A 26,044-nucleotide genomic window follows, 5' to 3' on the forward strand; every position below is an offset into this window, starting at 1 on the left:
GATACATTAGCGAGATTAATAGCGTACGGAGTTCGGAAAAGTAGATTGCATTGTCCATCCAAATCGAAAATTCGGTGTATTACCACCTTCACACTCATCTCGTTGTTTCTCAGAATGTAGCGGTTTGTGCCAGTTTTTTTGAATAGGTACCTAAATTGCTGACTGTCATAGTTGAATTTAACATCGTCCACATCATAGTAAGTTACTAAAATATTTAGCTCTTTTCCGAATTGATTGAGAGTGACAGTTTTGCTGTTATCTGGCGTTTTGACATGACCATAGTAATGGTTTCTCTGCATTTGTGTGGCGATAAAAATACACACATTAAATGTGAATAGCGTACACAACAGTATTGTTTTTTTATGGGCAATATAGAGTCTGCGTGCCTTTTTCATAACTGCACTCCACACCATCAATAGTTACAATAAGCTCGTTTGTAAAATCACCCTCACGAACCTCGGAATAACGCTCCGCATTAAACATTGAATCAAACTCTTTCCTGGTCGAAAACGAATCGTAAAAGGTAAATAGATTTATGAATGTCATTGCGATTAACAGGGATAAAGCCACATCAACGAACGACCATTCGAAACTCTTCTCTGATGTGGGGTTATAAAATTCGGACTCGAAAATATCATGCTGTTTTTCTTTTTTCTCTATTTCCGTGTCAGTTGATAGTTCCTGAATGACGACGTTAAGGGAATAACCGATACCAGGATGGTTCTCTATGATGCGTTTTTCTTCATCGCCCAGAATGGCTCTCGTACGATTGATAAGTTGGGGGAGGCTTTCTGGTGAAATATGTTGATTTCCCCATACCGTTGAAATGATCTTTTCTCTGGATAACGGCTTCGCCTCTTCATTGAGTAGGCATAGCAAGAGAGCTTGTTGCTTTTTGGTGAGCCTCTTTCCTTCATCAATAAGGTCTTCGCCATCACCTGACTGTGGAAAGAGGAATTGGGTCGCCACATCCCATCGGAACTCTCCCAGGATGAAGCGGGCATTTTTTGATTTGATGTCTTCGTATTGCAAAGAATTTATCCTTCATCCAGGAATGTAAATGATGAAGAATTTTAGTCACTGGACGGAATGAGCGTTGTCTGCCAAATAGGAAAATTCAGTCTTCGAGCAAACGAGTTCTGCTGCATATCGAGCTTGAAAAGATACCAGTCACGAACGTCGTCTCATTCTGTTCAGTAAACGCAAGACAAAGACATGCTGGAGAGCGTCAACTTGTCCGGGTTAAAAAAAACTAACGTGCAGCGTTCATCAAGCGCATAAAAGCGATGAAGACGGGTTTTAACTGGCGAAGCTTCACTAAAAAGTAGGTTTGCATTAGGTGGTTGAAGCTCAAATTTGTAGTCAAAACAACGGCCATTACAGGCCTCTATCTCGAAATCTTGAAGATAGTCGGTCGTTCTAATTTGTACTGTATTCTGCGACTGCAAAAAGCGTGTTAAACGCGATTTGTCCTCCATCACTATCGTTCCAACCCATCGAGAAACCTGCATTTCAGCACCGATAAAGATGAGCGTATTGGCAACAACAATTCCAGCAACAAACAGTGCAAACTTATGGGCAGTTAATGATTTCAACGTCTTTTTCATAAATACACTTTTTACCTTCGACCGTCACTATCAGCTTGTTTTCGTCTTCTGTCTTCTCGATATGAGGGTACGGAACGGCAAGACGTGTTTCGATAAATCCCTTTTTGAATTGATAGGCTTCTACAAAATGCTTGATATTGATGGCGCTGATGACGGCTAACACTGCCACTATGGCCAACCTAACCCAAGCGGTGTTATTTGTTGTTTGGTCTTCGACTGCGGGAGTTTCATCAATGACTCCAGCTAACTCACGCATTTGTTGATGTGTTTCTTCTGCTTGAACAGCAAATGTTTCGCAGGCTAGTGAGTAACCCATCCCGGGCACATTGCTAATCAAGGTCTTGTCCGAGTCTTCCAGAACCTGTCTGGTACGGTTGATTAATTGTGGGAGGCTTTCCTGAGAAATATGTTCAGATCCCCACACATAGCGTGTGATGTCGTCTCGGGTCACTTTTTTTGGCGCAGCATTATAAAGACACTCAATGAGGGCCTGTTGCTTGTTAGTCAGTCTTTTAGCTTCATCAATGACATCATTACCATCCTGGTCTTGCGAATAGAGATACTGGGTTTTTCGATCCCAGCGGAATCGACCAAGAATGATGCGTTCTGATTCGTTCATGACATGCGCCAAGGAAAAAGGGGAGCGAATTATAGAGCTGTATTTTTAAGCAGGCAAGCGTCAGATATATCGAAAATATGGTTTGTTGCCTATATGGATCTCAATGGTTATCAATGGGATTTGGCTGTTAATATTTGGGGGCGAAACATGGCAAAGTTTTATTTTATATACATTTTATTATCTTGGGCGGTATTAACCATTTAAGACTGTAAAGCTTTAGACAACAAATGAATGCGGATTAAACGTTGATGATTAAAAGTACTACTGCGATGGAATGAGAGAAGGATGAGAGCACTTGGATAGGTACTAAGTCTGCCCGCCTTTGGTTAAAAGTATGAAACATAGATGAATTTATTGTTTTATGGTTAGGGTGGATTGTAAAAATGGTAATAACCATCTGGATTGTAAATGAGATTTTAAATGAAGATGATGGGAAAAATCATAAATTTTTAATATGGATTATCAGTCGAAACATAGCCACACTAATTTCACAACTAAATAATAAGTTCAGTAACTGGCTGGACAATAAAGAAAAGTGGTAAGAAATGAGTGCAGAATATTCAGCATTGAGTGGGTTTCTCATCCCGATCATTATGTCGATGAAGAAGTTTGAATTTGACGTTGAACCTACTCTGTCCCGATTCGGTATTTTGGAAAGCGAGGCAAACAACCCGGAGGGGCGAGTGTCCGTTGATCGCTTGGGTGATCTTTTCGCTTTCTGCAACAAGGAAGTCGGAGGAAGAGCATTCGGGCTTGATGTTGCCCAAAACTTTCGACTCTCCACGTTACATATCTTTGGTTATGCGATTCAATCGTCTTACAGCTTGAAAGACGCCCTTGAGCAATTCGCGAAGTATCGCCGGATGCTATCAAACAGCGTACAAATCCACACCCGGGTAGAAAATGCCAAACTCTTCGTTGAGTTTGACGTAGAGCGCTACAAAGACAGTGGCCGCCTCGCGTTAACCCCTCAGATCATCGAAGCATTGAGCATTGGTGTGATAAGCCAGTCTCGCGAGATGATGAGCGGGTATATTGGTCCGATTGATATAAAGTTCTCGTTCGATCCTTTTTCTGAACCATGCCCAGAAGTAGCAAGCTATCTCTTAGAAAAAGATTGTACGGTTGAATATCAATGCGAGAAAAATGCAATTGTGTTTGATCTTCAACTTGCCAGCCTGCAATCGCCAGGCAGCAATCCATTGATGAACATGGTGCATACTAAACTGCTAAACACCTTTATGGAGCGCTTTGATCGTTCCAACATCACCTACCTTGTCGAAAATAAAATCGCGGAAGAGTTACGTTATGGCAATCCTTCGCAATCTAAAATTGCGGAAGAACTCGGCTACAGCCTTCGTAATTTGCAGCGACGTTTGAGAGAGCAGGGCACCAGCTTTAAAGACATTCTTGAGGAAACAAGAAAAAATCTTGCGACAACGTATATCAGGCAGCCTCAGTACACGATCAGCGAAGTCGGGCATATGGTAGGCTTTTCCAATGTCGCTAATTTCAACCGCGCTTTCCGAAGATGGGAAGACTGCTCGCCAGGTGAATACCGCGAGCGTTATCTGTCTAAGGGACGTTTAACCGCCTGATATTAAAAAATTAGCGTTATATGTTTTCGCTGGTATAGACAAAAAACGGGAGTACAGTCATTTTCTTTTGCTGTGCTTCCTGTTGTTTAAGGCTAACGAACATCTCCACGGCTTTTTCTGCCACTTGGTCAAAATCGGCCGACAGCACCATATCTACACCACCTTGAAGCAACTCAGTTTTCGCTTGAGCGGTGAGCTCGGTTGAAACGAAAAACGGGCGTCTGTCTCCGCCGTATTCAATGATGGCGCGTCGAATACCACTTGCGCCACCACCTGCACTGAAAATTCCTACTAAATCAGGCGTTTCGCAGACCAACTTTTTAGCTGCTTCATAGGCTTGGCTATCGTCGTCAGAGCTGACAACGGATTCCAGTATTCTGAATGCGGGGGCTTTTTCACGGAAATAGCTGCGAAAGCTGATTTCGCGGTCTTGCTGACTCAGGTATCGGTGGCTACCAATGATGACACCAACAGTTCCACGGTCGCGGCAGAATCTGTCCATCGCCCATGCCGCGGTTCTCCCACGCATCCGGTTATTGGTACCGACAAACCCAGCCAGATTTGTGGCTGAGAGATCAGAGAGAATAGCCACCACAGGGACATCTCTTTCTGCGAGCTTATCGATCGCTTCAGCGACAAAAGGATGATCGATAGCGGTGATGGCCAGAACGTCCACTTTCTTTCCGAGCTTCATCATTCTCTCAGCGATTTTCTCTGGCTCCAGACTATCGAAAGTCTCGATACTCAGCGTCGAAAGTGCGTTTTCAAGCTTCGCTGCCTGTGCTTCAAAGGCTTCCCGCAGAAGATGAGAAATATTGCTTTGCAACAGAATACCGCAGCGAATAGATGGGGATTGAGCCGGACTGTTAACATCACTGAATGCCGCCGGTGGACGCCAGCCCAATTCTTTAGCGGCAGTAATAATACGGTTTGCCGTTGCACTTTTGACAGGCGCGCGTTGGTTGATAACACGATCAACCGTGGCAACACTGACTTTCGCATACTCGGCGATTTGCTTTATCGTGACTCGCTTTGCCAATCGCGCCCCCTTGTGATGGGCGGGATTACCCCGCCACAGTTTTCATTATTGGCAATTTACCCAAGTACCGCCTGAAGTATTTGATTCAACAGACGCTTCAATGAATCTTACACCCTTTGCACCGTCTTCCACTGTCGGATAACTGAGCCAACTTTCAGGAACGGACACGCCATCTTTTTTTGCTGCTACTGCCATCGCAAACTCGGTGTAGAGGTTTGCCCAGGCTTCTATCAAGCCTTCTGGGAAACCACGGCCCGTGCGGACGAAGCGTTCAACAGCAGGGTAGATACCATGTCCCTGACCACGGCTTAACACGCGATCAGGCTCGCCATATTTGTTGTATTTGAGCTGCTCGGCATTCTCCATATCCCATTCGATGCCGCCTTCACTGCCAAAAACACGCAGACGTAAGCCGCCGCGGTTACCCGAAGCGATACGCGTTGCCATCAAGGTTCCCGGTACATTGCCTTCGTAGCGGGTCATCATAAAGACAGTGTCTTCCAAGGGCTTTGGAGCGCCGCAGACATGCATTTCAGCGCGGAGGTCAGTCATATCCAGCCCTGACACGAAAGTGGCAAGTTGGGCTGCGTGAGTGCCAATATCGCCGGTACAGCTGGTGGAGCCGGACTTCTTAGGGTCTAAGCGCCATTTAACGTGCGCCGCCTCGCCAACATCATCAGGGATCATCCAATCTTGCATAAACTCAACGTGGATTTGCACTACCTTACCAATCGAGCCGTCTTTCACCATTTCTCGTGCCTGACGAATCATGGGGAAGCAGGACATGGCATAACACACACCAAACACTTGTCCCGTAGATTCTGTAAGTTTGACGAGATCTGCAGCTTCTGAATACACATTGGTGAGTGGTTTATCGCAGAGCACATCAATGCCGACGTTCAGGAAGGCTTCTGCTGCTTCAAAGTGAACATGGTTCGGTGTGGTGATCATTACTGCATCAATACCATCCTCGCGCTGGGATTCTTTTTCTGCCATCTCCTGATACGACGAATAACACCTGTCTTCCGGCAAGAACCATTGTGCACCTCGCGCTTTGGCTTGCTCAGGGTTGGAAGAAAGTGCGCCCGCTGCAATTTCCCATCGATCGCTCAGTCTAGCCGCCATCGCCTGTGTGACGGCGATACGGCCTCCGCCCACAATACCAATTCTCAAACGACGGGAAAGGATGGGGAAAGCACCCTCAAAATCAATGTTTTCTGGTAGTAATCGTGTTGCCATTTCGAATCCTTTTTCTGGGCTTAACGTCGGGTTTATCTTGGGATGGGGTTGCCAGACGTTAGAATTTCAATCGCCATAAAAATCCCTGGCGTAATGGTTTCATACTGGTGCCACGGGTAGTTCAGTTCCGCATCAAACATGGGCTTGTGCGTGCAACCCGGCGCCATGGTTTCTTCGAGAAATAGGGTTGATATGTCTTTCTCGCGGCATTGCTGCATCTTGCCGAATCCAACGATTTGCGTGTGCACCTCCTGAGGCTCTTCACCGCCCAAGTGCACATGGTTTTTATGAAGCCCCACATTCAAAGGCACTGTAGACGCGTGATACATACTGAACTGGATATTGCCGACAGCGCTTTTAGGCGACATATAGTGCTCAACGCCTTTCAATCGTTCTTCTCGGCGAATCTCATAGGCCAGCGGCCAGGTGCCGCGAACTTTTTCCAGCAGCATGTTTTCATCTTCGAAATCATCAAAACGCTCCACGAGAACACACTTGTCGACATTGAATAATGTGATATCTGTGGCGATGATCGACTGAAAAGGTGCAAGCCACATACCTGCTGCATAAAGCGGGGATTCAGCGAGATTCAGAACGATGGTTTTATCGGTAATGACGATCTCAGGTTCATCAACGATGTACTTCACGGTGAAAAACGGTTCTGCAAAATCCAATGTTTCTAGGCTCATGATTATCAGGCTCCGTTTGGGAAATTTTCGGGCAAGGCTTCAGGCAACTCGCAACGGCTCTTTATCTCGACAAACTGTCGGGTTTTGGCCGACTCAAGAATGCCAAACATCACTTCACAAACATGCTGTGCAAGCTCACCATTGGCGCGGGCTGGGCGCTGATTTTTCACCGCATAAGCCAGGTCAAGCAGGCCAAGGCCACGGGCTTCTTGGTTAAAACCGTGTGTGTTTTCAGCCACTGACCAAAATTCAAGGTTAGGCGTGCGAGGACGGTAAACCCAACGGGCTGTTTCACGTGTTTTATAGAGCACCTGACCGCCAAAGATGTTGAAGCCGTCGGTAGGGTCAGGGTCATTGATGCAAATCGTGCCGTTTTCGCCGTATATTTCCATGCGCGGCGTTTGGGAATCCCACACATCAAAACTGGCCATTAATGACCCCTGAACGCCGGATTCAAACTCAAGTAAGGCATTGATATGCGTATCAACATTCACAGGGATTTTCTCACCGGCGCGGGGCTGTGATTCAATCAAACGCTCATCCAGCGTCTTTTTAGCCAACCCGCAAACGCGGGTGATAGGACCAAGAAGAGCAACCATGGCTGTCAGATAATAAGGCCCCAGATCCAGTAGAGGACCCCCACCATTTTGGTAATAAAAGTCCGGGTTAGGGTGGTGGCGCTCGACACCTCGGGTCGGTACGAATGCCATTACTCCAGTCGGTAAACCAATCACACCTTGGTCCATCAGTTTCTTACAAGTCTGGAGTCTTCCACCAAGGAAGGTGTCTGGTGCATTGCCCACATAAAGGCCTTTTGCCTTAGCAAGGGCGAGAATTTCTTCTCCATCTGCTAGATCAGTCACGAACGGCTTTTCAGAATAAACGTGTTTTCCAGCGTTCAATGCTGCAATAGAGATCTGTGCATGAGCGGCGGGAATCGTAAGATTCAATACACAGTCAATAGAAGGGTCATTAATGATTTCATCGGGCGTGCATACACGCGGGATGTTATAGATTTCGGCTTTTTGTTTTGATTCTTCGATGTTCAGGCTTGCACAAGCGACAATGTCGATAAAGTCAAATGCTTGGCATGTTGTCAGGTACTTATCGCTGATGACACCACATCCGATTAAGCCGATTCGAAACTTTTCCATCTTCGTTCTCGTTGCTGTCTTAGGATTTAGTTTTATGCTCTTCACCATCCTCAGGATGCACGAACCCAAAGCGCACAAATGGCACTTGTTTCATTGCTCTAAGAGGGGGGAGAAAAGGCACCGCAGCAATACTGCTACCACGATGCCCGGTTTACACTTTCAGGCTGTTAGAATTACAGCGCGTTGATCTTCTCCAGCAGACCTTCTGGCCACTGTTCTGAGTAATCAGAGTTCAGGTATGCGCCTTGAACGGTATCCTGGAACGCTTTCAGGTTTGGTTCGTAAACTTTCAGGCCTTGATCTTTGAAGAACTGAACCAGTTCTGCTTCAAGTGCAAGTTGTTTTTCGCGAGCAGATTCTGCCGCATCATCAGATGCTTTTTGCAGAGTTGCTTGTTGCTCAGGCGTGAACTTGTCCCACACTTTCTTAGAGATAGCGATGTAGTTCAGGTCAACGAGGTGACCGGTCAGAACGATTTGCTTGGTCACTTCGTAGAACTTCGCATCTTTGTCGGTTGGCAGTGGGTTGTCTTGACCGTCAACCGCGCCGGTTTGCAGTGCGGTATAGACTTCAGCAAAAGCCATTGGTGTTGGGTTTGCGCCCAGCGCTTTGCCTAGGAACTGCCATGCGTCAGTGCCTGGCATGCGCAGTTTCACGCCTTTTAGATCGGCTGGTGTTTTGACTTCAAAATCTTCGCGAAGGTTAACGTGGCGACGGCCGAGGTACATCACGCTCAGCAGTTTCACGTTGAGCAGGTCTTCAGCTTCTTCTTTCAGATCATCCATAAAGTCAGCGGCGAATACGCGCTTCTGGTGCTCTGCGTCACGGTGAACGTAACCTGCCGAGAAAATGGAGAATGCAGGAATGAACTCGGCAAGCTCCTGTGCGGAAGTGATGGTCATATCCAGATTGCCACGCGCAATAGCCTCCAGATCAGTACCTTGTTTGAACAGTGAGCTGTTCCAGTGCCCTTCGAACTCAGCAAAGTCGGAAACGGCTGGACCGAACACTTCGGTCATCGCAACTGCGCGTTGGTCAGTCGCTGACGCTGATGCAGACATTCTCAGTTTGGTGTCTGCTGCGTGAGCGAAAGATGTTGCGCCCATTGCAACGACCATCGCTGCTGCTGTAAATACTTGCTTCAGTTTTGGTCGTGCCAATAGTGCTGTCGATTTCATGCTTAATACCCCTGCATTTATGTTGTTGGTTTGCATTCCATTCCGTTTCATTATTGGTCTTGTTAAATTTGGTTAGCAAGATGTTAACAGTATTTTAAATGAGACAAATCAAGCATTATGGATGATAGAAAACTATCATTTAGAGGGAGGGGAATGTCAGGTTAGTTAGCGTTGATAGAGGTTTAATATGTTGATTTGTAGGAATATTGTGGCAAATGTTGTCATGTCTTAACTGTATGAAAAAATAGCAAATTAAGTCGTGAAAGTTTGATGGATTTTTCTCTTAGTATCATTCCAACCCATTAATTTTGACTCTGCTTTTCTATCACACGGGTTTTAAACTGCTTTGGCGCCTGTCCGGTATGTCGTTGAAAGAAACGAGAGAAATAACCGGGATCTTTAAACCCAAGCTGATAACCAATCTCCTTTGCTGACAGCTGTGTAAAAATGAGCAACCGTTTCGCTTCATCCAAAAGATGTTGGTGCACGATCGCTAATGCCTGCTGTCCGGCAACGCGCTGACAAACGCGGTTCAACTGCCCTTGGCTGAGGCCTAATGCTTCTGAATATTGGCTAACTTGCCAATGCTCGGTCGCATGGACATCAATCAAATTGATAAATCTTTCGAATACGGCCGTTTTTCCTTCTGATGTTTCCTGATGTTCATTGTGCTGCTGGTTGCGCGCTAATAGCACAAAGATGATTTTCAAAAACGCACCAATGATAGAAGCTTGACCACTTTGCGGGTTGTGGAACTCGGTGAGAAGATTTTCGCCCATACGGGTGATTTCACCTTTGTCCCGCTCCTCACTGAGCGGAATGACGAGAGGTTCTCTAAAAAGCTGCGCAAGTCCTTGGCGTTCGGCATCGTTGAACAAACTCATCATAAACGGGTGGGAGACTGAGAGAATAAAACCTGTCACACCGGGCTGGTGAGCAAAGCCATGCACCTCTTTGGCGGGAATAGAGAGTACACAGCGACCGGAAAATTCCGCGCTTTTTTCCCTGATTTGTGCATGCATCGACCCAGATTCAAGGATCATTAACTGGTGAAGGTTGTCGTGACGATGTGGGTGAATTTCCCAATTATGCTTGGGCAGAGATTGCTCCAAGCGCGCAATGTGCATGTAGTCGGGGGCGGTATCTGGGAGCTCTTCACCATACAGAAAGTAATGAGGTATTTCGGACATCAAGGAAAGTCTCTCGAAACATAGATGTTAAAAATGTACAACAAAATGTAAAAAAGTTGAATTTATTGCGATCGACATCATCTCTATGCTGTTTCTTATCGAACATAAGGAAGGTGAGAGATGCTGGCAGTTCCCTACATGCAAATGCGAGGAGGAAGCTCAAAAGGGCTTTATTTCCTTGCTTCTGATTTGCCAAGAAACGAAGCGCTGCGCGATCAGGTCATTCTCGACGCGGTTGGCCGCGATGCTCGTCAGATAGACGGGTTGGGGGGAGGAAATCCTCTAACCAGTAAGGTCGCTGTCGTTTCCAAGTCTTCTCTACCCGAATGCGATATCGACTATCTCTTTGTGCAGGTGGTGGTGGGAGAGAATCGTGTCGATACCTCACCGAACTGCGGCAATATTCTCGCCGGTGTTGGTGCTTTTGCTATCGAAAACGGACTGGTAGATGCGCAAGACGGAATCACTATTGTCCGAGTGAATATGGTAAACAGCGGAAACCGCTGTGACCTCGACGTGCAGACCCCCAATCAAAAAGTGCAATACGAAGGTGACGCTGCGATAGATGGCGTGCCTGGCACTGCAGCGCCCGTTATCTGCAACTACAAAGACATCGCAGGCTCGATTACTGGGATCCTACTTCCTACTGGAAATATCAAAGATACCTTCGATGGCGTAGAGGTCACCTGTATCGACAACGGTATGCCCGTTGTCTTGATGCGCGCTTCAGACCTCGGCGTGTCGGGCTATGAATCGGCTGACGAACTTAACGCCAACGAAACATTAAAAGCCAAAATTGAATCAATTCGCTTACAGGCGGGTGAGGCAATGAATCTGGGTGATGTGACTGACAAAGTTGTCCCCAAGATGAGCCTAATTGCACGACCTGTAGACGGTGGGCATATCTGCTCACGCACCTTTATCCCAAGAGTCTGCCACACCGCAATAGGTGTTCTCGGTGCTGTGTCAGTAGCAACGGCTGCTGCCATGCCTGGAAACGTGGCTGAAGGCATTGCTGAAGTCCCGGAAGGAGATGTGAAGACAATTTCTGTCGAGCACCCATCCGGGGAGTTCTCAATGACACTAACGTTTGATCAGCAAAATAATGTCACAAAGGCTGGGCTGCTGAGAACGGCAAGATTACTCGCCAGAGGCGAGCTCTTTGTCCCCATTAATAAATAAGAATCAGGAGTCATGGAATGACTAAGCCAAGCTGTATGCCGCCAGATAACAACACGCGAACACCGCGCTTTGTAGCGCCGCCAAACTCGTGTGATGCCCACTGCCATGTGTTCGGCCCGCACGCTCAGTTTCCTTATGCGGAAACAGCGACCTACTGGCCGCCTGATGCAGGTAAAGATGCGCTGAAACGCGTTCACGACAAATTAGGTATCGAGCGTGCAGTGCTGGTTCAGGCTAGCTGCCATGGCCGCGACAACCGCGCCATGATGGATGCGATTGCATCAAGCAACGGCGCTTACCGCGGCGTTTGTATGGCGGATGACACCTTCACCGACAACGATTTTCAGGATCTGCATGAAGGCGGTGTTCGCGGCATTCGGTGTAACTTTGTGACTCATTTGGGCGGTGCGCCAAACCTGGAAATGATGGCGCGGGTGCTGGAACGCGTTAAGCAATACGGCTGGCACCTCGTCATTCACGTAAACGCGGAAGACATCATCAAGTATGAAGACTTTTTCAACCGTATCGACATGACCATTGTGGTTGACCATATGGGACGCGTACCGACTTCCGAAGGTGTAGGCCAGCAGGCGTATCAAATCCTGCTTGAGTTTATGCGCCGCAAAAGCTGGTGGGTAAAAGTGTGTGGTTCTGAACGAATTGCAATGGCTCCGCCGTTTTATGACGCCGTGCCATATGCGCAAGGCTTGGTTGAATTGGCGCCAGACCGCGTGCTTTGGGGTACAGACTATCCGCACCCTAACATCAAAAAACACATGCCTAACGATGCGGATTTGCTGGATCTCGTGCCTTTGATTGCGCGCGATGAAGCGACCCAGAAAAAGATTCTGGTGGATAACCCAGCAAGACTTTACGGATTCGACGACTGATTGGCTTTGCCAGTCAAGCATGCAAGGAAGGACAGAAGTATGTCTATGAGAACCATTCAAGGCGTAGCGGTTAAACACATAGAGCGCGCCGATGCCAACGTCATTGAAGGCTTGGCGGCTTGTGGCAGTGCGACTGCACATGAAGCGCAGCAACGCACAGGTAACTTAAACCATGAACTGCGTCCGATTTACAAAGGCGCGCAAATTGCGGGTAGTGCAGTCACCGTGCTGGCGCAACCGGGTGATAACTGGATGGTGCATGTTGCTATCGAGCTTTGTCAGCCAGGAGATGTCCTGGTGATCGCTACCACGTCACCATGCACCGATGGCTATTTTGGTGACTTACTGGCGACCTCAGCGCAAGCCAGAGGCGTGCAGGGGCTGATCATTGATGCAGGCGTGCGTGATACCAAAGACCTGACGGAAATGAACTTCCCAGTGTGGTCAAAAGCGGTCTCCATTAAAGGTACAGTGAAAGCCACATTAGGCTCGGTCAATGTCCCTGTGATTTGCGGTGATCAACCGATTTACGCCGGAGATGTCATCGTTGCTGATGACGATGGCGTTTGTGTTGTGCCACGCGCAACAGCAGAAGCAGTATTGGAATCCGCGCAGGCGCGGATGGAAAACGAAGAAACAAAAAGAGGCATGCTGGCACAAGGCATTCTTGGTCTGGACATGTACAACATGCGCCCAAAATTAGAACAGGCGGGATTTCGCTACGTGGATAAGCTGGAGGATTTGGAATGAGCAAGGCACCGTTAATCATTGATTGTCACGGTCACTACACCACCGCACCGGATGAATTGGGCGAGTACCGTGAACAGCAAAAGAAAGAGCTCGCAATTGATCCTCTGTTTGACCACGTTAAAGGGATTGTGAACATCTCTGATGACCAGATCCGTGACAGTCTCGAAGGGGCTCAGCTGAAACTGCAAAACGATCGCGGCACGGATGTCACCATCTTCTCTCCGCGTGCAAGCTGGATGGGGCACCACATTGGTAACCAAACCACCAGTAAGTATTGGACGGAACATTGTAACGAGCTTATCTATCGTATTACGGAGCTTTATCCGCAAAACTTCATTGGTGCTGCACAATTGCCTCAGTCACCAAACGCGGACATGACAGCCAGTGCTGCGGAGCTGGAACGCACCGTCAAAGAGTTTGGCTTTGTCGGCTGTAACTTGAGCCCTGACCCTTCCGGTGGCTACTGGACTGCACCGCCATTGGACGACAAGTTTTATTACCCAATCTACGAAAAAATGTGTGAGTTGGAAGTACCAGCGATGATCCACGTGAGTGGCTGTTGTCACCGCTGTTTCCACACCACCGGCTCACATTATCTGGGTGCAGATACCACGGCGTTCCAGCAGCTGATGATGTCGAAAACCCTGTTTAAAGACTTCCCGGATCTGAAGTTCATCATTCCACATGGTGGTGGTGCAGTGCCTTACCACTGGGGTCGATTCCGAGGTCTGTGTGACATGATGAATCTGCCTTCACTGACAGAAATCATCGAGAACAACATTTACTTTGACACCTGTGTTTACCATCAGGAAGGCATTGATTTGCTGTTGGAAGTGGTGCCAATCGAAAACATTCTGTTTGCATCAGAAATGATAGGTGCGGTGCGTGGTATTGACCCGATGACTGGGCATTACTTCGACGATACCAAACGTTACATCGATGGTTCTAAGCTTAACGATGAAGACAAAGCGAAAGTCTTCAATGGCAACACTCGTGATGTGTTTGCCCGCATGGACGCCAGATTAAAAGAAGTTGGATTGATCTGAGAAGGAAGCAGTAATGCGTGAACACAGAGACTACGACGACATTCCAGGTACCTATGTTTTTGACGGTGAGAAATCGAGAGCAGGGTATCACCTCAACATGTTTTGCATGTCGCTGAACAAAGGTGAAAACCGCGACCAGTTCCGCGAGAGCGAAGAAGCGTATATCGATAAGTTTCCGATGACTGGTGAGCAGCGTGAAGCTGTATTAAAGCGCGATTGGCTGGGCATGCTGCGTCTTGGCGGCAACATTTACTACACCTTCAAAATTGCGATTTTTGATGGCATGACCATGCAACATGCCGGCGCGGCGATGTCCGGCAATGGCATGACCTTCGAAGACTTCAAGCAGATGATGCTGAATGGCGGTCGTCCGATTGAAGGCAACCGCAGCAAAGCGGAATGGGCGGAGTATTACGCCAAGCCTGAGAACAAGGAGCAGTACGATGGGTAAGATTGTTGGCGGCATAGGGACTTCGCATATCCCATCGATAGGCGCAGCCATGGATAACGGCACTATGGTCGGCGAATACTGGCAGCGTTTCGTGAACGGCATTCAGCCAGTGCGTGATTGGATGGAAGAGGTAAAGCCAGACGTCTGCCTGATTGTTTACAACGATCACGCGTCAGCATTTTCGCTGGAATCTATTGCGACTTTCTCCATCGGCGTTGCACCACAGTTTAACCCTGCGGATGAAGGCTATGGTCCGCGTCAGGTACCGGTGTGTGAAGGTAACAGCGAGTTGGCTTGGCACATTGCCGAATCACTGATTTTGGATGAGTTCGACATGACCATTGTGAATGAAATGGATGTCGATCACGGCCTCACTGTTCCACTTTCTGTGGTTTACGGACGACCAAAAGCCTGGCCTTGTCAGGTGATTCCGCTGGCAGTCAACGTGGTTCAATATCCACAGCCAACAGGAAACCGTTGTTACAACCTCGGCAAAGCTATTCGCAAAGCGGTGGAAAGCTTCCCGGCAGAGACCAAAGTCGCCATCTTCGGCACAGGTGGATTGTCTCACCAATTACAGGGCGAGCGTGCTGGTTTGATCAACGTCGAATACGACTGTAACTGGCTTGATCTGATGGTGAATGAACCGGAAGCAGCGAAGAAAGTTTCCCACACTGAATACCTGCGCGAAACAGGCTCAGAAGGCATTGAAGCAATTATGTGGCTGGTAATGCGTGGCGCGCTCGATGACAAGGTGGATGAAGTTTACCGATTCACCCATGCCCCAGTGTCAAACTCGCATTATGGTTTGACGATTTTAGAGAATGCGAGTGACAGGGTCACGGAAGGCGCTATGTCAAAAGAGCCAAACATTTAAGGAATAGACAATGAAAATCATTATGGTGGGTGAAGGTGCTTTCGGTCACAAGCATCTGGATGCGCTAAAGAACATTGACGATGTGGAGGTCGTGTCGATTGCCGGTGGTGTAGAAGAAAGCACCAAGGCAACGGCCGACAAATATGGGATCGCGCACTGGACACTCGACTTACAGGAAGCGCTGGCTCAACCGGGCGTTGAAGCGGCAATTATTACGTCGCCGACACCTATTCACGCCAGACAAGCCATCGAAGTGATGAAAGCGGGCAAACACGTCATGGTAGAAATCCCGATGGCGGATTCTCTGGCTGATGCCCAAGCCGTGTGCGATGTTCAGAAAGAAACTGGATTGGTTGCTATGGCAGGTCACACGCGCCGTTTCAACCCAAGCCACCAATACCTGAACAAGAAGTTCCGTGCGGGTGAACTGAACATTCAACAAATGGATGTGCAGACCTACTTCTTCCGTCGTAAGAACCTGAATGCTTTGGGTCAGCCGCGCAGCTGGACCGATCATCTGCTCTGGCACCACGCTTGTCACACGGTTGACTTGTTCGCTTATCAAACGGGCGAAGAGATTGTGGATGTGATGGCCATGCAAGGACCAAAACACCCAGAACTCGGTATCGCCATGGACATGAGCATCGGCATGAAAACCACCTCTGGCGCGATTTGTACTCTGTCGCTGTCGTTTAATAACGATGGCCCATTGGGTACTTTCTTCCGCTATATCTGTGACAACGGCACTTATATTGCTCGATATGATGACCTGGTAGACGGTAAAGAGAACCCGATTGATGTCAGCAAAGTGGATGTATCCATGAACGGCATCGAATTACAGGATCGCGAGTTTATCGCTGCTATCCGCGAAGGCCGTGAGCCTAATGCCAGTGTGAGTCAGGCATTGATTGCCATGAAGGTGCTGGATCGCATCGAAAAAGCATTGGGTGAGTAACTCAAGCGATTACGCAAAGAATAAAAAGAATAAGAAGTAGAAGGAATGACACCTATGGAAAAGCGCAACATTGGCTCACTGGCGGTATCGCCGGTTGGACTTGGCTGTATGAGCATGTCTCACGGCTATGGCCCAAGCGACGAGCCGACCTCCATCCAGTTACTCAATGAAGCGCTCGACGCAGGTTATGATTTCCTCGATACCGCCACCATGTACGGCGGCGGCAAAAATGAAGAACTGATCGCTAAGGCAGTGAAACATCGTCGCAGCGAATACGTTCTTGCTAGCAAATGCGCGCTTTTTAAGAAAGACGGAAAACCCACCATTGATGGCAGACCGGAAACCATTCGCTCTCAGTGTGAGTCCAGCCTAAAGCGATTGGAAACCGATGTTATTGACCTGTACTACCTGCATCGACTCGATCCGAAAGTGCCCATAGAAGAGAGTGTCGGTGCCTTGGCAGAGCTGGTCAGGGAAGGGAAGATCCGCGAAATCGGGCTGTCTGAAGTATCCAGCGATACATTACGACGCGCACATTCGATCCACCCCATTGCGGCCGTGCAGTCGGAATATTCGCTTTGGACAAGATTGCCTGAACTTAAAATGCTCGATGTTTGTGAAAAACTCGGCACCACTTTTGTGCCATTCTCGCCGCTCGGTCGTCAATTCCTGACGGGGAAAGCCCAAGAAGCCTCGTTACTGACCGAGGGCGATATTCGTACTAATAATGCAAGGCCAAGGTTTGATGCTGAGGCCTTTGCGAAAAACAGCGAACTGTTGAAACCGCTGGCAGAGATCGCCAAAGAACTTAACTGTTCTTTAGCTCAGCTTGCACTGGCGTGGGTGATTCATCAGTCTGACAGCCAAGGTAAGAAAACGTTAGTCCCGATTCCTGGTACCAAACACATCGAATACATGCAGGAGAATATTGGCGCCCTCAACGTCAATATGACACCTGATGTTGTCTCGCATCTCTCGACCTTGATCCACGATGACCTTGTCATTGGGGAGCGTTATAGCGAAGGTCAGATGAAGGTGATGGATTCGGAGCGGGATCGCGTTTAACTATTTTGGCTGCGTTATGGTTGGTAGCGCATGATGCAGCCAGTTTTTAATCTCTTGTTTCATAGATGCTATGTTGCTCTCCCACAACTTCATTTCAGTCGCATAAGCCTTTGCGGTTAATGCGCGAATTTCACTTTCAGATTCCTTGTTTAGTGCAGTCAAGGTGTAAGTGATCGCGACCTGCGAGCCCTGTCCGTCACCAGTAATGATGAGATCAATCGTTCCCACCGTTTTTTGTGGTTCCAAGCGGGTATAAGAAATCTGGCCTTGTTCAACATCAAACTGCGTAACGACAAAAACAGTGTTGTTTGAAGCGGCATTGATGAAAACATCATTGGGCTGGAATCCGTTACCTTTGATAAAGGTGGGATGCCAGTTGGGTGTCCAAAGCACTTCCCCTAGACCAGTAAATAGAAATGCCGATTGTTCAGGAGGGAAAGGAACAGACACAGTGTGACTGTGAGAGACGTTTGCAAATAGTGCCATTTTGAATGTGTTTTTCTTAAACAGGGACTCGTCTGGAAGCGAGCCTAGTAGCGAAGCGGTTTGATTGGCGAGGAAGTTATTCATGTTATCTCTCCGGTAGGGTTGAATAGCTACCGTAAAGACTGATCCTGTAGTCGGGTCAATACAGTTAGAGATAGAATGTATTATTTGCGCTACGCTAATTGTTAAACATAACAACAAGGAAAAGCCGTTTATGGGAAGCGCAGCCACAGTGCCAGAAGAGATGAAGTTGAACGTGATTTGCCGTTTGGAACCTGGCTGCTTAGGGCCACAAGGTGCGAGCAAAATCGACGATTTCTGCCAATACATTCTGGATGAGATGAATGCTTTGAATACAGGATTTATCTCCCTTGCCGTGGTACCAAGAAACGACAAGTCCTTACCGGAAATGCAGTTCAATATGTCAGGAAGAAAACTGACCCGCGATCAGGCTGGTAAGTATCTGCAAAAGTTCGACAAGAGCCTGGATGATTTCGAAGGCGAACTCGAAGGGAAGTTGGAGGTTTTGATTGATAAGTTTATGGGCTATTAAAGCGCATCAACAAACAAACTGGCGTTGAACGGAAGGCCGCTGATGCGGCCTGTTTTATTTTCTTTCTAATTCGGCCTGATAGCACTGAGCACTGTCGTCGTAAACAAAAGTCAGTGTGTTTTTGATGCTTTCCAGCTCATCATCCTGATAGTGCGAAACGTACAAAAGTTGACTTAGATTCTCTCGCGCTATCAACTCCAACGTATTCTTCATTAAGCGTCGTCCTAAATATTCTAAGCCTTGATAGGGCTCATCCAGAATCAGCAGAGTGGGTTGCTTCACAATTGCGCGAGCAATCAGCAACAGGCGTTGTTGTCCGTATTCCAGTTTTCGGAAAGGTGTTTTGGCATATTGGCTCATGTGCAGAATGTCGAGCCACTCACGGGCGATGATGCGCTCCTGAATGTTAGGTTGGGAATACAAGCCAATGGAGTCATAAAAGCCGGAAAGAATAACATCCAATGCCGAGCAGCTAACGCGATATTGTAGGTGAAGGGCAGAAGAAACCATGCCGATATGCTTTTTAATTTCCCACACCGTTTCGCCTGAGCCACGCTTTTTGCCGAAGATGTGAATGTCGTTGCTGTAGCATTGCGGATGATCGCCAAAGATCATACCCAGAATGGTGCTTTTTCCGCAGCCATTTGGGCCTTTAACTTGCCAATGCTCACCTTTATCAATACGCCAGTTCACGCCGGTGAAAATGGTTTTCTCTGTGTATTCGACCGTGCCATCTATTAATTCGAAAATCGGGTTTTCAAATTGAGTGGCGTGCTGATAACGACGGATAAGCGTCATCATCTCTTCACTTTGTTGTTCAGACTGTGCGGTGATTTGCTGGATGATGGGGTGGTTATCCCATCCTGCTTTGTCTATCAGTTCAACCAACTTTCCACGCTCAAACATGGCGACATGGTCAACCCAATCGGGCAGGTCTTCTTCCCGCGCAAATATCACCATCATCTGAACTGATTCAGAGAGCTTCTCTAAATAGTCAGCAAGTGATTGACGGTGAGCAATGTCCAAGCCTGCAAAAGGGTTGTCCAGCACCACAAAGTCAGGCTTTTCTGCCAATGCGCGCGCCAACATCACCCGACGGGTTTCGCCAGTGGAAAGCACACGAAAGCCACTCTCTTTGAGATGAACGAGATCGAGATCTTCAATCAATTGATGGGTCAGGGTCACGTCTTCGCACTGTTCGAAAATCAGGTCATAGACGCTGGTGCCATTATCTATGCGGTCAAGAAAGTCAGTGTCATCTTTGGCGCGTTCTTCCTCTAGCAGTTTTTGCTGTTCAACTAACGAGACCTGCGCAATTTTCCCATCTCCGATTTTCAGCTCGCCATCGAATTCGATGGTGTCGCACAACACGCCACCCAGAAGAGAGCCAATGTCACCTTCCGTGCTGAAAACCGCCCAAGATTCGTTGTTGGCAATCGTCCAGTTCTCGATTTGAAGCGCAGATGTTGAGCTTTGTGAGATGAGCTGCTTGAAGTTGATATCCATATCGTTTTGTTTGTGGTTGTTTTGTCAGCAAGTAGGGGAGTTATAGCAAGTTTATAAATCACTGTAAGTATTTAATGTTTTGAATGTAATAAATTAGTTCTTCGTGTTTCCTCTAAATGGGGCACTGGTGAGGCACGAGCTAAATTTCATATTCAACTATTCAACCTGATTTTAGGAAGTTTAGGGCGTGAACTTGCCGTAGACTTCCAGCACCATGTTCAGCGTAAATGGCGTAAGGTTCAGCTACTCAGACTTGATAGTTACACCTGCCTTTAATAACACCGCATCACACGGTGGGCCAATCAGAGAGGGTAAATACGTACGAATATCCTACATTGGCAATGACATTATAAAGCTGGAGCTAAGGCAGTAACTTAGCGGGCAGGGCAGCAATTGAAAACGTTCTTTAAGTACCTATTATCCGTCTTCTTTTTCCTCATGGCGGTTGTCGTCAGTGTCATGGTTGATAGTCACCTAAGAAAGAACCCAGATGCCACCTACGAGCTGAGAGGTCGGTACATATCATCGCCCGATGGAAAGACATATCTTGTGATAGAAGATGACAACGGAGGCATGTGTGGTCCTCTAATCGTCAACGGGAAGGAATGGCCCCACGGACCTTATCAAAAAGCGGAAGTTATACCTGGTGACGTGACCATTGAATGTGGTTCTTGGATTGCCGTTAACGTTCAAAAGGGAACGACGTATTACTTTGACTACTGGGGTCCTTGAAAAAAGAGCAGCACTATATGGTTCCTAAATTCGGTCAATCCTCTTATCCTGCAACTACCTAATTTCTTTGAACAAAATCTCCCCACTTAACGCCTCGTGCGATCAAAATCAAGTCTCGATTTATGCACTTTGTGGTACATTCCCGCCAATAGTTTTAGACAGTGATGGCGTGTGCGTGCCGAGAAGCGGAGGGTGGTAGCGTAAGTAGCTTTTGCCCCATTTCGTGCTAGCGAAAGCTTACGGAACCCATCTTATCCCGAGAATTTTCTATAGATTTTCTAATGCTAATCGTGAGCTGAATAGAAATACCCCATTTTGTCGTATTTTCTCGTTCGTGATTTTGGGATGCATGATGATACTTTATTAAAAACATGCGTTTATGCTAAGTCTAAGTGTCCGGTGGATGCGCAAAGAATCCTAAAGTGAGGTGTTTAAATACCCACTTTGGGATCTAATAAATTGTTAGAGTAACTAGGAGATATCGTGGAACTATCTGAGTTAGTACCATTAGCAAACACAGTGATTTTAGTGTTTATATTTTTCTACCAGAAATTTAAAAATGCCGTTCTTCTTGACCGGATTGGTCAGCAAGAGAGATTGCTATCCGAAACAAGAGGACTGGTTGAAAAGCAAGCGACAGCAATCGATGGTCAAGCCAAAGTAGTTGATACAGCATTGAAATATACTGAGTCATTTTCTGCTGACAAGCTTGAAACAATCATAAAAAGAGAAGTTGAGTCAGAATTTAAGCAGAAGATTAGCGATATAGAGCAAAACCATCAACAAGAAAAAGAAGAGCTATTGCTAAAAAGCTCCGCTTTTTCTGAGCTGGCAGAGGAGTCGATTACCTATTCAAATGAGATGTTAGAACGACATTATAAACCTTTAATGAACTCGGTGATTTGGTATCTTTTATCCTTAGAAATAGATGCGAGAAACCACTTTATTGAGACAATGAAAGACTCGGAAGCAAAGAAAATTATCATTGCTGTTATTGAGGAAGTCGATGAAAAGTATGCAGGTCAAAAAGTTACTCTAACAAAAGCATGAATGGGACGATTACTCGTGGCGCATCTTTCATAGAAACAATGTGATTTAGGTGTTTCAATCATTTCGGGCCAGCAAACGCCCATTTTGCTATACGTTAGTTGCTATCGGATTAAATTAGACTTGAGGGATTATGGAACACATTACTAATCAACTTCGTGATCCATTAAATGAAACAACGAGAAAAGTAAGGCGTAACCTTTTAGCTGCTAGCCTTGTTGGTCTCGTTACAACTAAAGTAGGGCTTATTCCGACCCAAATAACAGCATTTGGTATAGCGTTTTCAACCTCAAATTTGGAAGAGTTAATGCTGTTAATTACGGCTATTACTGTCTTTTACTTGGTCAGTTTTTCCATCTACATTGCATCTGAGCTTCAGGGATGGTCTCTTTTGACTAAATCAAAGCATTTGGATTTGGTGTTCGAGCGCGCGACGCAAGCTGCACCGAGCGTGAAAAAGCTATATGGAGAACAGGTTGCTGGCATACAGTTAGATTTAATGAAAAGGAATAAACTCACAAAACCAATCTTTATCTGTCGGTTGGTTGTTGAAGTTCTACTGCCCATTTTAATTTCTGCTTATTCAATAACTCAAACTTTAAGTATTGATATAGTAGCGTTGTATATGCCTTGAGTATGCAACTAACACATATGAGCCCTTCTCCGGTCAATAGGCAATAGCATTCTTTCGGCTGCATTAGCAGATAATGCTCTCGAACATTTTTTTTCCAACCTGAAGTTATCCGAATTGACTGCTTTAGAGCATAAGGTCCAACTGATTCTTGTCCATACTTATGTCAAAGTATAGTGCTGGCTCGTTTATGTCCCTACTCGTGTCAAGTCAAGCAGTGCTGGTATGTTTATGCCCTATTGTGAGTTGTTTTTTTAAATTTTTAAATTTAAAAAGTTAGCGATGAAATATAGTCACATAGAGAATCAAGTCATTTAAATTTAAAAAATGAATAACTTGATTCTAATGGCTATTTTATTGATTTATAGTGATCTATCGCCAATACGATTCTATTTAAAATTACATCAAATCCAGAGAAGTCGATGCTTCTCTTATTTGCGTGAATTATATGATTCGCAAATGAATCTTTACTTAAGTCAGTGTCAGGATTACGTTTAGTCACGGTATTGAAACATTTTCCTTGGTATTGCCTTAGCCGGTCAGGGTCTTTAAAGAAATACTCTATATCTGTATCTTGTCCATTACTTCCCTTTGGTGTCATAACTAAATACAGGTTATGGAAAATATGTACAAAATCAGTATTTCTTATATCTTTAGATGATGTTGGAGATACATGTTTATCTTTAATCCCATTAACATAATTAATTAAGTCTTTAGGACCTGTATCATTGTCAACAAGAATAATCACTGGGTTATCAGATTTAGGTGCTTTATAGTATTTATAGTGTTGTCTATAGTGCATCACAAAAGTTTTTAGGTAATCAGCCCCACCAAACAACTCTAATAGGTACCTAGTACGTTCGCTATACTCAACAAACTTCGTCAATAGTTTATATGGTGTGCTGCTGTTACTTTCTTGAGCTAATTGTGGGTAAGAGCTTGCAAGCATATGAATAGCCGCTTTCATATAAACGTTGTCTGTTTTTCCCTCAGTTAATACTGTAGGTGTTTCATTAGCATAAAATAAGCGATAAAAGATAAATCTACTGAACGTCTTTTCTCTGCCATTATGTAAATGACGTCTCAATTTTGCCATATTTCGCAGATATAACGCTTCTTTCTTAGGTTGGTATTTAGCCTCAAGTGCCGGATGCTGTCTTAGCCTATTATAATGATCAACTTGGTCTATAAAATTTAATCTTCCTTCTAATACATTTATATTCCCTTTAACTATTTCGCCGTTTGAAACGTCACTAAAAGCCCCCGTTTTAAAAAGCATGTCACATTGAGCTCTAACAGTTCGCCAATATTCTTTTTTTGTATTCGGTTTTTTGTTTACTACTAAACCTGTTACATCTTGTCTAGAATCTTTGTATTGATCTCTGGTTTTACTATCTTTTATACTAAAACCTGATCTTCTTATTTCAGATCGAAGTTTTTTACCAACAGTTAATTCTCCATCAACGCTTCTTGCTATATCTTTTGGTATATTGCGCTCATTAGTAGAGAATGTAATATCATCAGCATATCTTGAGTACATACATGAATTATCAAGTGCTAGTTTTGATAGTTTTATATCAAGTGAGTGGGTGATTAAATTAGTAATTACTGGAGAGCAAGGACTGCCTTGAGGTAGTTCGTTATTATAGCATGCTATTTTTGCAATTGCTGTTGCTATTTCAGGTTCAAGAAGGAAATCCTTATTCTTTATAAAAAAACCTCTTACTCGACCAAAGTTAAAACTACCAAAGAAATCTTCAAGGTCAATATTGAATACATGTCTTCTACCTACATGCATCATTGAATTTGTTATGATAGAACGGTTTCGTTCAAATCCATGAGAGAGCGAAGGTTGTTTTATTTTCGAATTAGAACACTTTACTTTAAGGTGCTTTGAATTTTTAGCCCTGGGGCGAGAAATTTCCGATTCAGGGAATTTAAGCTTATTGATTTCATCTAAACAATCTAATAGTAAATTAGATAGTGATTTTTGGATTGTTTTCAACTTATCGCTAGGTGAATTAATAATTCTTTCACCGCCACTTTTTTTTGGAATTTTAAACTGAGTATATTGATTTTTAGTATCTAAAATATATATGCAATGTGTAAATATAGAGGGTTTTATATTTAATAACTTGGCGAGTTCTGGTTTGGTTTTTACGTTTTTTAAAGCTTGTAGTTGGGTCATTCTGAGTACCTCAAAAAATGGTTTATGGGCACTCCTACGCAAACTTGACATTACGTTCAAAAGGCATCAGGAAATATGAAACCTTAAAAGGCAATCCTATCGGACATTTTTTTCACTGATCGCGAAGCGCGATCCAAAATCTGCCCATAAACCTCTGACATGATATCAACGAGCTCTTCAAAATCAATAAGTTGCTAAGCTCATGCGATTGATATCTCAAATATTTAGATGTGACTAAAAACTGAGGTGATATCAGAAAAATGAAGGGAGCAAGTCTCGCTTTTTGCTTGTCAGAATTTTCCGTGCTTCACTAATCAATATTCGCTAATTTAGCAAAGTGGCTAATACGCTTTTGTCCAATTTCAATTTACAGCGCCTCCAAAGAGGCGCTTCTTCAAAGTTAAGCTGACTCTCCGTTAGCGCCGCATCGCATCATCATAAACCGCCCAGCTATCCACGCCAGCCGCTTCCAAAGCCGACAATGTCCCATTCCGTTTTAGTAGGTAGTCGTAGTCGCATTTGGAGATGCTTATCATCCCGTTATCGAGCTGTTTCTTTATGCTGATTTGAATCTGGCTTGTTTGCATCCTCTCCGGCACATTCGCTGTGTCTTTCACAGTCTTTTCCTTGTGTTCCGCGATACGTGATTTTACCAGCGCGGTAAAGTCATCTTTCGGCTTGATGGCCACATCTCGCCAATCGCTGAATAGCTTGAAGAGATACAGGTGCTCGGCGGCGTAATTGCCAGTGTCGGATAGTCACATGTCTATAGATAACTTGGTTGCCTTATGAGTGATATGTTATAACATAACAATTGTGTTTATATTTCGAGCGGAGAAATCGCGGAAGGCTCACCATGACTGACTTAGACGCACTGATAGAAAAAGTCGCGCAGAAATGCAAAGCGAAGGGAAAGCAACTCACTGCCAAGCGCAAGTTGGTTCTAAAAGCGCTCGTTCATTCTGAAAAATCCCTCTCTGCTTATGAATTGGTTGATTATTGCAAATCGGAATTCGGGCAGAGCGTTCAGCCTATGTCGGTATATCGCAGCCTAGACTTTCTGGAAGGCGAACATCTCGCGCACAAACTAAAAGTATCTAACAAGTTCATTGCTTGTTCTCACATCTCCTGCGATCACGAGCATGGCGTCCCTCAGTTCCTCATCTGCGCGAAATGCGACAAGATCATAGAACAGGCCATCGACCCCAAACTCGCTTCCAGCCTGCAATTAGGTGCCCGAAAAGAAGGGTTCACAGTGGTTAGCCCCCAACTCGAAATCACCTGTGTATGTGATGACTGCGTCAAGTGAGTCTGAGCCACTGAACCTCTATTGACGAGAAATCGTGTTTTCCACCCGTTCCCAACATAGCAC

General features: G+C 45.7%; 26 protein-coding genes. 13 read left to right on the forward strand and 13 right to left on the reverse strand.

Features of this window, described 5'->3' with window-relative positions:
• Nucleotides 1–360: 360 nt before the first annotated feature.
• From GCE9029_RS04625 to GCE9029_RS04635, 3 genes are all read right to left on the reverse strand, one after another.
• Nucleotides 361–1,032 carry a winged helix-turn-helix domain-containing protein gene (locus tag GCE9029_RS04625; protein WP_062661241.1) on the reverse strand — a complete coding sequence of 224 codons (672 nt, stop codon included), beginning with the start codon at nucleotides 1,030–1,032 and terminating at the stop codon, nucleotides 361–363.
• 161 nt (nucleotides 1,033–1,193) lie between these two features.
• A complete protein-coding gene (locus GCE9029_RS04630; protein WP_062661242.1) occupies nucleotides 1,194–1,607 on the reverse strand; it encodes a hypothetical protein in 414 nt (137 codons plus the stop codon).
• Entirely contained in the window at nucleotides 1,573–2,226 is a 654-nt protein-coding gene (locus tag GCE9029_RS04635) for a winged helix-turn-helix domain-containing protein (protein WP_062661243.1), read from the reverse strand. Before GCE9029_RS04635 ends, GCE9029_RS04630 begins: the two co-directional genes overlap by 35 nt.
• Nucleotides 2,227–2,771: 545 nt before the next feature.
• Here GCE9029_RS04635 and GCE9029_RS04640 point away from each other — a divergent pair.
• Nucleotides 2,772–3,824, forward strand: coding sequence for an AraC family transcriptional regulator (locus GCE9029_RS04640; RefSeq protein ID WP_062661244.1), 1,053 nt, complete (start codon nucleotides 2,772–2,774; stop codon nucleotides 3,822–3,824).
• 16 nt (nucleotides 3,825–3,840) lie between these two features.
• Here the strand turns inward: GCE9029_RS04640 and GCE9029_RS04645 are convergent, their stop codons facing one another.
• The 6 genes from GCE9029_RS04645 to GCE9029_RS04670 form a co-directional block, all read right to left on the reverse strand.
• Entirely contained in the window at nucleotides 3,841–4,863 is a 1,023-nt protein-coding gene (locus GCE9029_RS04645; RefSeq protein WP_062661245.1) for a LacI family DNA-binding transcriptional regulator, read from the reverse strand.
• A gap of 45 nt (nucleotides 4,864–4,908) precedes the next feature.
• Nucleotides 4,909–6,102: a Gfo/Idh/MocA family protein gene (locus GCE9029_RS04650; RefSeq protein WP_062661246.1), complete on the reverse strand. Its 1,194-nt coding sequence runs from the start codon at nucleotides 6,100–6,102 to the stop codon at nucleotides 4,909–4,911.
• Nucleotides 6,103–6,134: 32 nt separating this feature from the next.
• Entirely contained in the window at nucleotides 6,135–6,791 is a 657-nt protein-coding gene (locus tag GCE9029_RS04655; RefSeq protein ID WP_062661247.1) for a hypothetical protein, read from the reverse strand.
• A gap of 5 nt (nucleotides 6,792–6,796) precedes the next feature.
• Entirely contained in the window at nucleotides 6,797–7,945 is a 1,149-nt protein-coding gene (locus tag GCE9029_RS04660; RefSeq protein ID WP_062661248.1) for a Gfo/Idh/MocA family protein, read from the reverse strand.
• A gap of 173 nt (nucleotides 7,946–8,118) precedes the next feature.
• Nucleotides 8,119–9,063 (reverse strand): sialic acid TRAP transporter substrate-binding protein SiaP, encoded by a 945-nt coding sequence (locus GCE9029_RS04665; RefSeq protein ID WP_438356860.1) that lies wholly within the window; start codon nucleotides 9,061–9,063, stop codon nucleotides 8,119–8,121.
• 362 nt (nucleotides 9,064–9,425) lie between these two features.
• A complete protein-coding gene (locus tag GCE9029_RS04670) occupies nucleotides 9,426–10,145 on the reverse strand; it encodes a helix-turn-helix domain-containing protein (protein ID WP_231870039.1) in 720 nt (239 codons plus the stop codon).
• Between the two features lie 288 nt (nucleotides 10,146–10,433).
• Here GCE9029_RS04670 and GCE9029_RS04675 point away from each other — a divergent pair, with 288 nt between their 5' ends.
• The 8 genes from GCE9029_RS04675 to GCE9029_RS04710 are packed head-to-tail and all read left to right on the forward strand — an operon-like array spanning nucleotide 10,434 to nucleotide 17,529.
• Entirely contained in the window at nucleotides 10,434–11,495 is a 1,062-nt protein-coding gene (locus GCE9029_RS04675; RefSeq protein ID WP_062661250.1) for a 4-oxalomesaconate tautomerase, read from the forward strand.
• A 17-nt stretch (nucleotides 11,496–11,512) separates the two neighbouring features.
• On the forward strand, nucleotides 11,513–12,385 hold the full coding sequence (locus GCE9029_RS04680) for an amidohydrolase family protein (protein ID WP_062661251.1): 873 nt from the start codon (nucleotides 11,513–11,515) through the stop codon (nucleotides 12,383–12,385).
• A 39-nt stretch (nucleotides 12,386–12,424) separates the two neighbouring features.
• Nucleotides 12,425–13,135: a 4-carboxy-4-hydroxy-2-oxoadipate aldolase/oxaloacetate decarboxylase gene (locus GCE9029_RS04685; RefSeq protein WP_062661252.1), complete on the forward strand. Its 711-nt coding sequence runs from the start codon at nucleotides 12,425–12,427 to the stop codon at nucleotides 13,133–13,135.
• Entirely contained in the window at nucleotides 13,132–14,181 is a 1,050-nt protein-coding gene (locus tag GCE9029_RS04690) for an amidohydrolase family protein (RefSeq protein ID WP_062661253.1), read from the forward strand. Before GCE9029_RS04685 ends, GCE9029_RS04690 begins: the two co-directional genes overlap by 4 nt.
• A 13-nt stretch (nucleotides 14,182–14,194) precedes the next feature.
• Entirely contained in the window at nucleotides 14,195–14,632 is a 438-nt protein-coding gene (gene ligA / locus GCE9029_RS04695) for a protocatechuate 4,5-dioxygenase subunit alpha (RefSeq protein WP_062661254.1), read from the forward strand.
• The gene (locus GCE9029_RS04700; RefSeq protein WP_062661255.1) at nucleotides 14,625–15,509 is read left to right on the forward strand and encodes a class III extradiol dioxygenase subunit beta; all 885 of its coding nucleotides are present in this window, start codon (nucleotides 14,625–14,627) and stop codon (nucleotides 15,507–15,509) included. The genes ligA and GCE9029_RS04700 overlap by 8 nt, the downstream gene beginning before the upstream one ends.
• A gap of 10 nt (nucleotides 15,510–15,519) precedes the next feature.
• Nucleotides 15,520–16,464, forward strand: a complete 945-nt coding sequence (locus GCE9029_RS04705) for a Gfo/Idh/MocA family oxidoreductase (protein WP_062661256.1) — start codon at nucleotides 15,520–15,522, stop codon at nucleotides 16,462–16,464.
• Between the two features lie 54 nt (nucleotides 16,465–16,518).
• A complete protein-coding gene (locus GCE9029_RS04710) occupies nucleotides 16,519–17,529 on the forward strand; it encodes an aldo/keto reductase (protein WP_062661258.1) in 1,011 nt (336 codons plus the stop codon).
• Here GCE9029_RS04710 and GCE9029_RS04715 read toward each other — a convergent pair whose 3' ends face one another.
• Nucleotides 17,530–18,099: a hypothetical protein gene (locus tag GCE9029_RS04715; protein ID WP_062661260.1), complete on the reverse strand. Its 570-nt coding sequence runs from the start codon at nucleotides 18,097–18,099 to the stop codon at nucleotides 17,530–17,532.
• A gap of 130 nt (nucleotides 18,100–18,229) precedes the next feature.
• On the opposite strand from GCE9029_RS04715, the gene GCE9029_RS04720 reads away from it, so the two are divergent.
• Entirely contained in the window at nucleotides 18,230–18,568 is a 339-nt protein-coding gene (locus GCE9029_RS04720) for a hypothetical protein (RefSeq protein ID WP_062661262.1), read from the forward strand.
• Nucleotides 18,569–18,622: 54 nt separating this feature from the next.
• Here GCE9029_RS04720 and modF read toward each other — a convergent pair whose 3' ends face one another.
• Entirely contained in the window at nucleotides 18,623–20,074 is a 1,452-nt protein-coding gene (gene modF / locus GCE9029_RS04725; RefSeq protein WP_062661264.1) for a molybdate ABC transporter ATP-binding protein ModF, read from the reverse strand.
• A gap of 1,215 nt (nucleotides 20,075–21,289) precedes the next feature.
• On the opposite strand from modF, the gene GCE9029_RS04735 reads away from it, so the two are divergent.
• Nucleotides 21,290–21,856: a hypothetical protein gene (locus GCE9029_RS04735; RefSeq protein ID WP_062661268.1), complete on the forward strand. Its 567-nt coding sequence runs from the start codon at nucleotides 21,290–21,292 to the stop codon at nucleotides 21,854–21,856.
• A 130-nt stretch (nucleotides 21,857–21,986) separates the two neighbouring features.
• On the forward strand, nucleotides 21,987–22,487 hold the full coding sequence (locus tag GCE9029_RS04740; protein ID WP_062661270.1) for a hypothetical protein: 501 nt from the start codon (nucleotides 21,987–21,989) through the stop codon (nucleotides 22,485–22,487).
• Between the two features lie 346 nt (nucleotides 22,488–22,833).
• Here GCE9029_RS04740 and GCE9029_RS04745 read toward each other — a convergent pair whose 3' ends face one another.
• Together GCE9029_RS04745 and GCE9029_RS04750 are read right to left on the reverse strand one after the other, a co-directional pair.
• Nucleotides 22,834–24,672, reverse strand: coding sequence for a retron Ec67 family RNA-directed DNA polymerase/endonuclease (locus GCE9029_RS04745; RefSeq protein ID WP_062661272.1), 1,839 nt, complete (start codon nucleotides 24,670–24,672; stop codon nucleotides 22,834–22,836).
• Nucleotides 24,673–25,088: 416 nt separating this feature from the next.
• On the reverse strand, nucleotides 25,089–25,361 hold the full coding sequence (locus GCE9029_RS04750; RefSeq protein WP_062661274.1) for a hypothetical protein: 273 nt from the start codon (nucleotides 25,359–25,361) through the stop codon (nucleotides 25,089–25,091).
• Nucleotides 25,362–25,528: 167 nt separating this feature from the next.
• Between GCE9029_RS04750 and GCE9029_RS04755 the strand changes: the two genes are divergently transcribed.
• Nucleotides 25,529–25,981 (forward strand): Fur family transcriptional regulator, encoded by a 453-nt coding sequence (locus tag GCE9029_RS04755; RefSeq protein WP_062661276.1) that lies wholly within the window; start codon nucleotides 25,529–25,531, stop codon nucleotides 25,979–25,981.
• The last annotated feature ends 63 nt before the right edge of the window (nucleotides 25,982–26,044 follow it).

The sequence above is a fragment of the Grimontia celer genome, assembly GCF_900055185.1.
GTDB lineage: Bacteria > Pseudomonadota > Gammaproteobacteria > Enterobacterales > Vibrionaceae > Enterovibrio > Enterovibrio celer.

What these genes read in the sequence shown, in the direction of transcription:
- GCE9029_RS04630 (WP_062661242.1), bottom strand. Translation starts at nt 1,607, where the DNA reads ATGAAAAAGACGTTGAAATCATTAACTGCCCATAAGTTTGCACTGTTT.
- GCE9029_RS04635 (WP_062661243.1), bottom strand. Translation starts at nt 2,226, where the DNA reads ATGAACGAATCAGAACGCATCATTCTTGGTCGATTCCGCTGGGATCGA.
- GCE9029_RS04640 (WP_062661244.1), top strand. Translation starts at nt 2,772, where the DNA reads ATGAGTGCAGAATATTCAGCATTGAGTGGGTTTCTCATCCCGATCATT.
- GCE9029_RS04650 (WP_062661246.1), bottom strand. Translation starts at nt 6,102, where the DNA reads ATGGCAACACGATTACTACCAGAAAACATTGATTTTGAGGGTGCTTTC.
- GCE9029_RS04655 (WP_062661247.1), bottom strand. Translation starts at nt 6,791, where the DNA reads ATGAGCCTAGAAACATTGGATTTTGCAGAACCGTTTTTCACCGTGAAG.
- GCE9029_RS04660 (WP_062661248.1), bottom strand. Translation starts at nt 7,945, where the DNA reads ATGGAAAAGTTTCGAATCGGCTTAATCGGATGTGGTGTCATCAGCGAT.
- GCE9029_RS04665 (WP_438356860.1), bottom strand. Translation starts at nt 9,063, where the DNA reads ATGGTCGTTGCAATGGGCGCAACATCTTTCGCTCACGCAGCAGACACC.
- GCE9029_RS04670 (WP_231870039.1), bottom strand. Translation starts at nt 10,145, where the DNA reads ATGCATGCACAAATCAGGGAAAAAAGCGCGGAATTTTCCGGTCGCTGT.
- GCE9029_RS04675 (WP_062661250.1), top strand. Translation starts at nt 10,434, where the DNA reads ATGCTGGCAGTTCCCTACATGCAAATGCGAGGAGGAAGCTCAAAAGGG.
- GCE9029_RS04680 (WP_062661251.1), top strand. Translation starts at nt 11,513, where the DNA reads ATGACTAAGCCAAGCTGTATGCCGCCAGATAACAACACGCGAACACCG.
- GCE9029_RS04685 (WP_062661252.1), top strand. Translation starts at nt 12,425, where the DNA reads ATGTCTATGAGAACCATTCAAGGCGTAGCGGTTAAACACATAGAGCGC.
- GCE9029_RS04690 (WP_062661253.1), top strand. Translation starts at nt 13,132, where the DNA reads ATGAGCAAGGCACCGTTAATCATTGATTGTCACGGTCACTACACCACC.
- ligA (WP_062661254.1), top strand. Translation starts at nt 14,195, where the DNA reads ATGCGTGAACACAGAGACTACGACGACATTCCAGGTACCTATGTTTTT.
- GCE9029_RS04700 (WP_062661255.1), top strand. Translation starts at nt 14,625, where the DNA reads ATGGGTAAGATTGTTGGCGGCATAGGGACTTCGCATATCCCATCGATA.
- GCE9029_RS04705 (WP_062661256.1), top strand. Translation starts at nt 15,520, where the DNA reads ATGAAAATCATTATGGTGGGTGAAGGTGCTTTCGGTCACAAGCATCTG.
- GCE9029_RS04710 (WP_062661258.1), top strand. Translation starts at nt 16,519, where the DNA reads ATGGAAAAGCGCAACATTGGCTCACTGGCGGTATCGCCGGTTGGACTT.
- GCE9029_RS04715 (WP_062661260.1), bottom strand. Translation starts at nt 18,099, where the DNA reads ATGAATAACTTCCTCGCCAATCAAACCGCTTCGCTACTAGGCTCGCTT.
- GCE9029_RS04720 (WP_062661262.1), top strand. Translation starts at nt 18,230, where the DNA reads ATGGGAAGCGCAGCCACAGTGCCAGAAGAGATGAAGTTGAACGTGATT.
- modF (WP_062661264.1), bottom strand. Translation starts at nt 20,074, where the DNA reads ATGGATATCAACTTCAAGCAGCTCATCTCACAAAGCTCAACATCTGCG.
- GCE9029_RS04740 (WP_062661270.1), top strand. Translation starts at nt 21,987, where the DNA reads ATGGAACACATTACTAATCAACTTCGTGATCCATTAAATGAAACAACG.
- GCE9029_RS04745 (WP_062661272.1), bottom strand. Translation starts at nt 24,672, where the DNA reads ATGACCCAACTACAAGCTTTAAAAAACGTAAAAACCAAACCAGAACTC.
- GCE9029_RS04755 (WP_062661276.1), top strand. Translation starts at nt 25,529, where the DNA reads ATGACTGACTTAGACGCACTGATAGAAAAAGTCGCGCAGAAATGCAAA.